Source organism: Methylobacterium sp. CCH5-D2, assembly GCF_001556475.1.
GTDB classification, from domain to species: Bacteria; Pseudomonadota; Alphaproteobacteria; order Rhizobiales; family Beijerinckiaceae; genus Methylobacterium; species Methylobacterium hispanicum.
Map to the genome: position 1 here is coordinate 1 of NZ_LSIX01000930.1, position 3,411 is coordinate 3,411.

Below are 3,411 nucleotides of genomic sequence, written 5' to 3' on the forward strand. Positions count from 1 at the left end.
GCTACAACCGCGCCGCCTCGCTGATGGAGCGGATGGAGATCGAGGGCATCGTCGGGCCGGCCAACCACGCGGGCAAACGCGAGATCCTGATCGAGACCGACCAGCACGGGGTTTGAGCATCGCGTCGCGCGCAGGCACCGTCATTCCGGGGCGCCGAAGGCGAACCCGGGATGACGAGCTGGAGGCGGCAACCTGGCGCGGGAAGCCCGGTGCCGGCTACTCCCGCTGAATCACCCGATCGACCACGAGATCGGACCAGAAGCCGGGACGGAAATCGCGCTTGAGTGCCTCGGGGTCGTAGACCGTCTCGACCCAGGTGAGGAAATCGAGCCCCCTGGACTCGCCCTCGACGAGGTAGCGGGCGAAGAAGGCGTCGAGGATGCCGGTCTTGGCGAAGCGGAAATGGCCGTAGCGCGCCGAGAGCTGGCCCATCGCCTCCCGCACCGGGCGGCCCTCGTGGATGATCAAGTAGAGGGCTGCCGCGAGTCCCGCCCGGTCCGCGCCCGACTTGCAGTGCATCACGGCCGGGTACTCGATCGACGCGAAGACGTCGCGGGCGGCCAGGACCGTGGCGCGGTCCGGCGCCTCGCGCGAGCGCAGCACGAATTCGACGAGCTTCAGCCCGTGCCGCTCGCAGGCCTCCCGCTGCAACGGCCAGGAGCCGTGCTCGCGCCCGCCCCGCAGGGTGACGATGGTGCGTACGCCCTCCCGGCGGAAGCGCGCCAGCTGGTGGGGGCCGGGCTGGGCCGAGCGCCAGAGCTCCCCCCGGCCGACCCGGTGCCGGTTCAGGTAGGCCATCCGGAACACGCCGTGATCGACGAACAGCATGTTGGCCCAGGCCATCAGCCGCCCGCCCGCGCCGGTGATCGGCCGCTCGAAGCGGGCGATGCGCGCCATGCGCCGGGCGTAGCGCGTCTCGGGCTTCAGGAATCGCTTGAACACGGGGGGCGGGATCGGGTCGCACGGAATGGATCGCCGCCTCTAACAGCCGTGCCGGGCGGCGGCAATTTCCGGACGCGGCCAACGAGGCGGCTCACACGGGGCGGCGCATCGGCACCGCTCTTGCCTTCAGTTCGCCAGGATCGCGACTGAACCTGCGGGCCGGCACCGGTGTTGTCAGCCCGCAGCCCCCACGAGGCAGCCCCCACCAGGAAGGTCCGGCCATGAGCACGCGCACCACGAGCATCCGCCGGGCCCGCGAGGGGGATGTCGGCGGGTTGTCGCGGGTGTTCGACGCGGCTTGGCGCGAGGCCTACCGGGGCATCATCCCGGGCGTGGCCCTCGAGCGGATGATCGCCCAGCGCGACGGGACGTGGTGGCGCGGGGCCCTGCGGCGCGGCCGCCCGCTCGCGGTGCTGGACGCGGGGGACGCGGTCGTCGGCTACGCCGCCTACGGCCGGGCGCGCAGCCGCGGCCTGGGCACCGAGGGCGAGATCGACGAACTCTATCTCCTGCCGGAATACCAGGGCCTCGGCCTCGGCCGGCGCCTGTTCCGCGCCGTGCGCAACGATCTCGCGGACCACGGCCTCGCGCGCCTTGGCGCCTGGGCCCTGGAGGAGAACGGTCGCGCGGGCGCCTTCTACGCGGCGCTGGGCGGCCGGGCCGGCCCCCACGTGCTCGACCGGGTGGCCGGGGTGCCATTGTCGAAGATCGGCTACATCTTCGGCTGAGGCTCGCGCGCAGCCTGTGCGTGCGCCCGGACACCCGATTTGATTCTCCCGCGGGCGGTTATATGAGACCGCAGGACAAGGCCCGCACGCCCGGGCCGGGAGAGACGCCCATGAACATCGACGCCATCTCGCTCGGCAAGAACCCGCCGCACGACGTCAACGTCATCATCGAGGTGCCGCTCGGCGGCGAGCCGATCAAGTACGAGATGGACAAGGAGGCCGGCACGCTCGTCGTCGACCGGTTCCTCTACACGCCGATGTTCTATCCCGGGAACTACGGCTTCATCCCGCACACCCTCTCGGGCGACGGCGACCCGTGCGACGTGCTGGTGGCCAATACCCGCGCCATCATCCCGGGCGCCGTCATCAGCGTGCGTCCCGTGGGCGTGCTGGTGATGCAGGACGACGGCGGCGAGGACGAGAAGATCATCGCGGTTCCCTCCCGCAAGCTGACCCAGCGCTACAACCGGGTGGAGAACTACACCGACCTCCCCGAGATCACGGTCAGCCAGATCCAGCACTTCTTCGAGCACTACAAGGATCTGGAGCCCGGCAAGTGGGTCAAGATCGTGCGCTGGGGCGATCGCGCCGAGGCCGAGCGCCTGATCCTGGAAGGCATCGAGCGTTACAACAAGTCGAAGGCGTGAGGGCCGCGGGGGCGTCGGACGCATCCCCTCTCCCCGCATGCGGGGAGAGGGAAATCGGCGGCACGCTTCCCCTCAGAGCCGTTCCCCCCGCAAGAGCCGCGGCTGCGCCCCCCGCGAGGCCGCGGCCTCGCCGATGAAGAAGCGCTTGAGCCCCGGCATCCGGTCCACCAGCCCGAGGCCGAGGTCGCGGGCCAGCCGCAGCGGCAGGGCATCGTTCGAGAACAGGCGGTTGAGCCCGTCCGTCGCCGCACCCATCGCGAGGGTGTCGAAGCGGCGGGCCCGCTCGTAGTCGCGCAGCACCGTCTCGGAACCGGGATCGAGCCCCAGGCGCAGGGCGCCCGTGACCGCCTCGGCCAGCGCGGCGGCGTCGGCGAGGCCGAGATTCAGACCCTGCCCGGCGATCGGATGGATGACGTGGGCGGCGTCGCCCAGCAGAGCCAGGCGTGGCCCGCGGAAGCTGCGCGCGATGCCGAAGGCGAGCGGGTAGGCGTGCGGCCCGGCCTCCAGCCGGAGCCGGCCGAGTTCCGGCGTGAAGCGCCGCTCGATCTCGCCCAGCACCTCGTCCGCCTCGCCGCCCAGCAACGCCGGCACGTCGCGGCTGCGCTCGGTCCAGACGATCGAGGAGCGGTGGCCCAGCGCACCGCCGTCGGCCAGCGGCAGCACCGCGAAGGGCCCGCTCGGCAGGAAGTGCTCGTAGGCGCGTCCCCCGTGCGGCCGGTCATGCCCGATCGTCGCGACGATGCCCGATTGCGGGTAGGACCAGCCAACCCAGCCGATGCCGGCCGCCTCGCGCAGGCGCGAGCGCGCCCCGTCGGCCGCCACCACGAGGTTCGCGGTCTCGGCCGCGCCGTCCGGCGCGATCGCCTGGACCCGATCGCCCACGACCCGCGTGCGGGCCAGCCCGCGCGCCACGAACGCGACGCCGGCCTCGCGGCAGGCGTCGAGCAGGGCGGCGGCGAGGGGCTCCGCCTCGACCATGTGGGCGAAGGGCGCGCCGTCCTGCACCTCCGTCGGTTCTCCCAGCCCGAAACTGAGGAAGACCGGGCGAACCGGATCGGCGAGGCGGCTGTCGCTGATCACCATCTCGGTGATCG

At 72.1% G+C, this 3,411-nt stretch carries 4 protein-coding genes; 2 read left to right on the forward strand and 2 right to left on the reverse strand.

The window, feature by feature from the left end:
* Positions 1-216: 216 nt before the first annotated feature.
* The gene (locus tag AX737_RS25065) at positions 217-942 is read right to left on the reverse strand and encodes a tyrosine-protein phosphatase (RefSeq protein ID WP_066926112.1); all 726 of its coding nucleotides are present in this window, start codon (positions 940-942) and stop codon (positions 217-219) included.
* A 221-nt stretch (positions 943-1,163) separates the two neighbouring features.
* On the opposite strand from AX737_RS25065, the gene AX737_RS25070 reads away from it, so the two are divergent.
* Together AX737_RS25070 and ppa are read left to right on the forward strand one after the other, a co-directional pair.
* A complete protein-coding gene (locus tag AX737_RS25070; RefSeq protein ID WP_066926115.1) occupies positions 1,164-1,670 on the forward strand; it encodes a GNAT family N-acetyltransferase in 507 nt (168 codons plus the stop codon).
* Positions 1,671-1,780: 110 nt separating this feature from the next.
* On the forward strand, positions 1,781-2,317 hold the full coding sequence (gene ppa, locus AX737_RS25075; RefSeq protein ID WP_066926118.1) for an inorganic diphosphatase: 537 nt from the start codon (positions 1,781-1,783) through the stop codon (positions 2,315-2,317).
* A 72-nt stretch (positions 2,318-2,389) separates the two neighbouring features.
* Here the strand turns inward: ppa and AX737_RS25080 are convergent.
* Positions 2,390-3,411: FAD-dependent monooxygenase (locus AX737_RS25080; protein ID WP_066926121.1), on the reverse strand; the 1,022-nt coding region annotated here is incomplete at its 5' end.

Coding starts and splice junctions, on each gene's coding strand:
- AX737_RS25070 (WP_066926115.1), top strand. CDS start 1,164: ATGAGCACGCGCACCACGAGCATCCGCCGGGCCCGCGAGGGGGATGTC.
- ppa (WP_066926118.1), top strand. CDS start 1,781: ATGAACATCGACGCCATCTCGCTCGGCAAGAACCCGCCGCACGACGTC.